This window comes from uncultured Cytophaga sp. (assembly GCF_937863595.1).
GTDB lineage: Bacteria > Bacteroidota > Bacteroidia > Cytophagales > Cytophagaceae > Cytophaga.
On the sequence record NZ_CALMGQ010000017.1, the window covers coordinates 1 to 6967 of the forward strand.

Consider the following 6967-nt stretch of genomic DNA (forward strand, 5'->3'; position numbering starts at 1 on the left):
GATGTTTATGAAACACTGAGTCAGCTCAAGGGGAGTGCTTTGAAAGTTGCGCAGATGTTGAGTCAAGATAAAAATATGTTGCCTACTGCTTATGTAGATAAATTTACGATGGCACAATATAGCGCTCCACCACTTTCGTATCCCTTAGTTGTAAAAACGTTTCAAAAATATTTTGGAAAATCACCAGAGTCTATGTTTGATACGTTTGAACGTAATGCTGCGAATGCTGCTTCTATCGGACAAGTTCACAAAGCCACAAAAGATGGGAAAACATTTGCCGTAAAAATTCAATATCCAGGTGTGGCAGAAAGTGTTTCATCCGATTTGAAATTAGTGAAGCCTTTTGCACTTCGATTGATGAACATGAAAGAAAAAGATCTGGACATGTACATGAATGAAGTGGAATCGAAGCTAATTGAAGAAACTGATTATGTATTGGAACTGAGACGGTCCAATGAAATATCAAAACAATGCGCACATATTCATGGTTTAGTTTTTCCAAACTACTATCCAGGATATTCTTGTATGCGAATATTGACGATGGATTGGTTGGATGGTTTTCACATGAAAGAGTTTCTGGCACTTAATCCTTCTCAAGAAATTAAAAACCAAATAGGACAATTACTTTGGGATTTCTATGATTTTCAAATGCATCAATTGCGCACGGTACATGCAGATCCTCATCCAGGTAATTTCTTGATGCGCATGGATGGCACACTCGGTGTAATTGATTTTGGTTGTGTGAAGGAAATTCCAGAAAAATTCTACAATGAATATTTTAAATTGCTCAATAAAGATCTCATAGAAGATAAAAAAACATTGTTGGAAACATTTGAACGGTTGGATTTCTTTGATATAAACGACACACCGATTCAACGTGAAATATTCTTTGATTTATTTTGTGAAATGACGCGTTTGCTTGGCTTACCATTCCATAATGATACGTTTGATTTTAGCGATGATAGTTATTTTAAACGTATCTACGATTTTGGCGAACACATCAGCACCGTTAAAGAAATTAAAGATGCTCGTCAGGCAAGAGGCTCTAAAGATGGTATCTATGTAAACCGCACCTATTTTGGTTTGTATAATTTATTAAACCAATTAGGTGCACAGGTTCGTACAACATCTTACGGTAACAAAACATCGTAATATAAAAGGGCTAAGATATTTAAAATTCTTAGCCCTTATTTTTTATAATGAATTTTTTAATTCAAATTCAATTATTCACTTTACATACAAAATGTTTATTGTTCAATTGCGTGTTCCCGCGAGATACCAACAATCCAATATACTACAATAAGTATTATTTTTAGAACTGATCAATTTTATACCAATTCCTATTACAAAATAGTCCATTTTTATATTTGGGTATATCATAACCTAAGCACCAAGCTACCCGTTGTTGTGCCTTTTCTGGCCGACAACCTAGCAAAGTTAAAATATATTTTGAACTATTTTGAATTTAGATTTGGTATTATATATTGAAAATTAATACGCAAACATATTTTTCAAAAACGATTCTAAATCTGTATTTATAAATTCTAGAAACGAATACACTTCCGATTTGCTCAATGGATTTGCTTCAAAATAATGATTGATAATTTCAGTCGTTACCTGTTCTGGTTTAGATAAAAATAATTCAAAGCAGATGTATTGAATAAAATTATTTTCTTCATTCAAATTGTTTCGTGAATTTATATGCGCATATCGTTTCAATTCAAAATCCAATTCATCTTGAAAATGTTCGTAAGCAGGCATATCGTCTAAAGAAGCAGACATCGTTTGTTAGAGTTGTTTGAATTCCAATCTACTTTTTAAAATTCCAAAAAACAAATTCCAAATAACAAACGGAAGGAGTATGGTAGGGCATGATAATGTTATTTTTTAGAATATATTTTGATACATGAATATGCCAAGGTTTGGCACGTTTACGCACACGTATGTATTTTTTTATAAAATCCATCATTTGCGTAAACTACCAACCATTTGTGAGCTGTAATAGATTGTGAAGTGGTTGGCAGTTTATGTGGTCCATTTTTAGTATTTATAGTAGAGAGTGATTACACTTAAATGTGCCAAACCACAGCTAGAATAACAAACGAATGTTTTATATTCTTGGGGCTATTCCCCAAACTATAATATGTAAGGCTTTCATTCGTATGGTTCATAAACATAAATGGCATGTTCTAATTGAATTTTACTCATTCATAATTTATAATTCATAACTCATAATTAACCACCCCTTTCAAATACAAATCTGCACTGCCACCAATCAGCACTCTATCTCCAGCAAGTGTGCAATACAATAATCCACCTCGCTTTGATACTTGTTTTGCAACCAAGGTTTTTTTGTTGAGTTTTTGTGCCCAATACGGGATCAGCAAACAATGTGCAGATCCTGTAACTGGGTCTTCATCAATACCGGATTGTGGGGCAAATACTCTAGATACAAAATCTACAGATGTTCCTTTTGCTGTAACAATAACACCAGCTGCATCTAACCTTTGTATAGCTAACACATCTGGCTTAGCATCGACTACTTCTTTTTCAGATTGTAGTTCAATTAAAATAAATACTCTTCCTTTACCTATGTATATAGGTTTAGCGCTTAGTTCTTTTTCTGAAAGAATAGAAAAAGGTAAGTCCGTAATCGTTTCAGACGGAAAATTCAATTCTAATATGTCATTGTTTTTAATCACTTTTAATAATCCACTTTTAGATTGAAAATGGATTTCATTGTGCGTATACTGTAATTCATTAAATAAAACATATGCTGCAGCCAAGGTGGCATGTCCGCATAGAGGAACTTCTACTGTAGGTGTGAACCATCGAATTGCATAATCATTCTGTTCTTTAACAAAGAATACGGTCTCCGAAAGATTGTGCTGTGCAGCAATTGATTGCATCAAGTCGTCGGGAAGCCATTGTTCCAATGGGCAAACCGCTGCTGGGTTTCCACTAAATGGTCCTGATGAAAATGCATTTACAATATAAACAGCTATTGACATAATATAATTTTAATGACATATTAAATAGTACGGAATAAATGATTCTTATTCATATTGAAACGGATCTTAAGTTAAAAAATATAATAGATGTATGTTTCTTTTACGTCCACATTTGGTTGAACGCTAATTTAAAAACCAAACAAAACTATACAATGGGTTTTGTGATTTAGTTGAAATTAGAATACACTCGTTGGATATTGTAAGTTGAATATCTTTTAAAGTTGTAGAAGGCTTTGCTAAATGAATGAAGTGCTTGTCGAAAATATTTGGACTATAGAGCGTTTCCGCTTTAGAAAATGTTTTCGGATTTCTAAAAGGCTTCGGACTTAAGGTAAGTGTTTTGTATTGAATAGAAGTGTTCATAATTGTACCTGTGTGTGTTAAATAATGAATTAAAAACTGAAGCTTAAATCCTGGATCTTGTCAGTTGAAAACGCTTTAGCGTTTTATTCTTTAACAGATGCAATGTGTGTTCATAGTCGTATTTTTTATCGTTCCACATGGGTAGGAATTGGCACCTTGCTTTGGTGGGCAGGTTGCCAGAAGTTCACAGAGCCTAATCTCTCCCTTCTTCTTTATAATACACGAACCGTTTTATTGGCAGGTGATACAAATGTACTACAAAATTTTATTTTAGCAAATAATATTTTGTATTTATTATTATTTCATATTAAAACAAAATTATATTCTGCAATTTTGATTATTTCTACAAATGTTATTTTTGATATATAAAGATTTACATATTTTTAAATTGTATTATCAAGAATAGAGCAAAACTTTCTTTTCACTTTAAAGCCCAAATTGCACGCATTCCCATAAACAGTTATTAAATTAGTGGGATTTTAATCTACGTAGGATGAGGAATAAGATATTAAGTGATGGAGCAAAAGAGCTCAGTTATGAAATTAGAGAGATTGTCAAGAAGGCAGATCTAATAAGTAAAAATGGACAGTCTATTGTTTTTGAAAATATTGGTGATCCCATTCAAAAAAATAATGTTGTGCCACTTTGGATTAGAGAGACGATTTCTAATTTAACGCTCGATAATAAAAGTTACAGCTATTGTCCATCAAAAGGAATTTTAAAGACGCGACAATTTTTAGCAGAATTAAATAATAAAAAAGCTGGTGCTCAAATTACTGCAGAAGATATTTTATTCTTCAATGGCTTAGGTGATGCGATTGCAAAGGTATATCAATTCATTAGCAGAAGCTCTCGCGTAATCGGACCCTCTCCAGCATACTCTACACACTCTTCCGCAGAAGCTGCCCATGCAAGTCAAGATCCGATTACCTACAAATTAGATCCCAATAATCATTGGTATCCAGACTTGGATGATTTGTATAATAAAGTAAAATACAATCCCAATATCATTGGTATACTTATTATCAATCCGGATAACCCAACAGGCATGGTGTATCCGCTTGATACCTTAAAACGCATTGTTGAAATCGCGCGCGAATTTAATTTGTTTTTATTGAGCGATGAGATTTATTTGAACATTACGTATAATGGCGCTCGTGCGTATTCACTTGCAGAAGTAATCGACGATGTGCCTGGTATAGCAATGAAAGGGATTTCAAAAGAATTTCCTTGGCCAGGTTCTCGTTGTGGATGGATGGAGTATTACAATCGCGGTAAGGACGAAGACTTTGATAAATTCTGTTCGGCTATAGATAATGCTAAAATGATTGAAGTGTGTTCTACAACACTTCCGCAATTAGCAATACCTGTAATCATGTCCGATCCAAGATATTTGCCTTATAGAGAAGAATTAAATAATCAAATAGGCAAGCGCAGTAAAATCATTGCTGGCATATTGGGACAAATTCCAGAGTTGATGTTTAATGAAACGTATGGTGCGTTTTATAATACGATCGTTTTTAAAGAAGACGTTTTAAATGATACACAAACGTTACCGATACAAAATGAAGCAAATAAAGCGCTTGTTGAAAAATGGGTGAGTGAACCCAATATAGATTTAGATAAACGGTTTGTATATTATTTATTAGCAGCAACAGGTATTTGTGTGGTTCCGATTTCCTCCTTTTGTTCGGATTTAAAAGGCTTCAGAGTTACCTTGTTGGAGGAGAATGAAGAATTGCTTCAGAAAACATTTACGAATATCAGAGACGCGATTAGAGCGTATTTGAAAAGCTAATTGTTAGTCACTAGGTTCTAGTTGCTAGGTACTAGACTATAAAAAGTGGAAGTCTCAGCGTTTATCTAAGTCTTCCACTTTTTATAGAAATGTTTTGTCTATATTCTAGTAGTTTATCTAAGTCCTGAAATTTATTTTGATTTTTTTTGTAGTCTAGTAACTAGTACCTAGAGGCTGGTAACTACAAGGGTAGTTCAATTATAAAAGTACTACCAACACCCGGCTTACTTTCCACCCGTATGCTTCCTCCCATTTGTTCAATTTGCGTTTTTGTAATGTATAAACCTAATCCCTTTCCTTCCACATGTGCGTGAAAACGCATGTAAAAACCAAATATTTTCCCTGCTGTTTTTGATTCATCCATACCAATACCATTGTCGCTAAAAATAATTTTATAATTTTTTTCAGAGCTTTTTTCTATCCGTATGCTTATGTGTAACGTTCTGGATTGATCAATATATTTGTGGCTGTTGGATAATAAATTATAAAATATACTTTCAAAATAAGATTTGATTCCTGAAATTTTTAATTCAGGTTCTATAGAAAGCGCAACTGTTTTTGAGGGAATTCCTAATTGTGTTAAATTATTGTTAATGATACCATTGAAATGAATGTCTTCTTTTAAGTTATATGTACTTCTGTATGATAAAATTTTATTTAGATCGATAAGGATTTCATCCATTCGATCAATAACGATCTTCATTTTAGAAACATAGATTTCTTTATCTATCTCTGAATGTTCTATTTTATATAAATTCATGAGTCCTTGTAAACTTGATACTGGGCCTCTTAAATTATGGGATGTAATGTAATTGAATTGTTTTAATTGGTCATTTGTACGAACAATTTCTTTCAATGAATTTTGTAATTCAAACGTTTTTTGATCTACAATTCCATTTAAATTTGCATTGAGTGTTGAGAGCTCATTGTTTTTATGGATAATTTCTTGCGTTCTTAAAAAAACTAATTTTTCGAGTTCATCTTTTTGTATGGTAAGATCTGTTTCTCTGTCTTTTAAAATATCAATAAGTTTTCGTTGTGTTTCAATATGTCGTTGTTTGATTTCTTTGTATTTACCTAAAAGTATATAGGAGAATATTGATATTTGAATCAGTGTTCCTATTTGTATATAATTGTTTAAAAAAGATGTGCTTGGTATAATATCAGATGCGGTGAGTACGGCTAATAGAACAGATATCAAATAAATCGACCATGCAATAATGAAATAGAATGCGTTTTTAATTCCTTTTGAGAATAACCGAAATCCCAAACCAATATAAATAAATATTTGAATAATTGCAGTAACATGCAATACTAACATACATAGTGCTTGGTATTCCAATATGTTTAGTAAAGGAATGAAGATAAATAGTGCTGATAAGATTATAAAAAAAAACTTTAATTTGGGGAAATGATAATGAATATCTAAAAAGTGATACATGAATAGAGGCATAGATACCACACTTATACCATATAATCCATATTTATAACTATTTATTATGGGGTAGTTCGGCCAGAGGTATGCAAATGCATATCCATCCAGTAATAGGTTTAAAAAAATAGTTCCAAATAAAAAGAGGCCATAATATAAGTAAACAACTTCTTTTGTTTGGACAAATAGAAACAAAACAACTAATCCAATAACCGTTATAACGCCCCAATAAAATGCATTAAATAAATTTTTAATGACAGTTTTTTGAATATTGATATTATTTGTTCGAACGAAAATAGGTAGATTAACATTATAAAAATCAGTTGCTTCAAGAAAGTAAATAGTAGATGAATTTACTTTAAA

General features: G+C 32.2%; 6 protein-coding genes and 1 riboswitch. Of the genes, 2 read left to right on the top strand and 4 right to left on the bottom strand.

The genetic code is table 11. From position 1 onward, the window contains the following. On the top strand, positions 1-1152 hold a 1152-nt coding region (locus tag Q0543_RS01620), incomplete at its 5' end, for an AarF/ABC1/UbiB kinase family protein (protein ID WP_299248150.1). Between the two features lie 339 nt (positions 1153-1491). Here Q0543_RS01620 and Q0543_RS01625 read toward each other — a convergent pair. From Q0543_RS01625 to Q0543_RS01635, 3 genes are all read right to left on the bottom strand, one after another. After that, complete coding sequence (locus Q0543_RS01625; RefSeq protein ID WP_299248153.1) at positions 1492-1782, bottom strand: hypothetical protein; 291 nt, start codon at positions 1780-1782, stop codon at positions 1492-1494. A 440-nt stretch (positions 1783-2222) separates the two neighbouring features. Further along, positions 2223-3011 (bottom strand): PhzF family phenazine biosynthesis protein, encoded by a 789-nt coding sequence (locus Q0543_RS01630; RefSeq protein WP_299248156.1) that lies wholly within the window; start codon positions 3009-3011, stop codon positions 2223-2225. A 123-nt stretch (positions 3012-3134) separates the two neighbouring features. Next, the gene (locus Q0543_RS01635) at positions 3135-3374 is read right to left on the bottom strand and encodes a hypothetical protein (RefSeq protein ID WP_299248159.1); all 240 of its coding nucleotides are present in this window, start codon (positions 3372-3374) and stop codon (positions 3135-3137) included. Positions 3375-3492: 118 nt separating this feature from the next. Beyond that, a riboswitch (SAM riboswitch) is annotated at positions 3493-3595 on the bottom strand. Between the two features lie 272 nt (positions 3596-3867). Between Q0543_RS01635 and Q0543_RS01640 the strand changes: the two genes are divergently transcribed. After that, a complete protein-coding gene (locus tag Q0543_RS01640) occupies positions 3868-5172 on the top strand; it encodes a pyridoxal phosphate-dependent aminotransferase (RefSeq protein ID WP_299248162.1) in 1305 nt (434 codons plus the stop codon). Between the two features lie 181 nt (positions 5173-5353). Here Q0543_RS01640 and Q0543_RS01645 read toward each other — a convergent pair. Beyond that, positions 5354-6967 (bottom strand): sensor histidine kinase (locus Q0543_RS01645; protein ID WP_299248165.1); only part of this gene is annotated, 1614 nt, incomplete at its 5' end.

What these genes read in the sequence shown, in the direction of transcription:
- Q0543_RS01625 (WP_299248153.1), bottom strand. Translation starts at nt 1,782, where the DNA reads ATGTCTGCTTCTTTAGACGATATGCCTGCTTACGAACATTTTCAAGAT.
- Q0543_RS01635 (WP_299248159.1), bottom strand. Translation starts at nt 3,374, where the DNA reads ATGAACACTTCTATTCAATACAAAACACTTACCTTAAGTCCGAAGCCT.
- Q0543_RS01640 (WP_299248162.1), top strand. Translation starts at nt 3,868, where the DNA reads ATGAGGAATAAGATATTAAGTGATGGAGCAAAAGAGCTCAGTTATGAA.
- Q0543_RS01630 (WP_299248156.1), bottom strand. Translation starts at nt 3,011, where the DNA reads ATGTCAATAGCTGTTTATATTGTAAATGCATTTTCATCAGGACCATTT.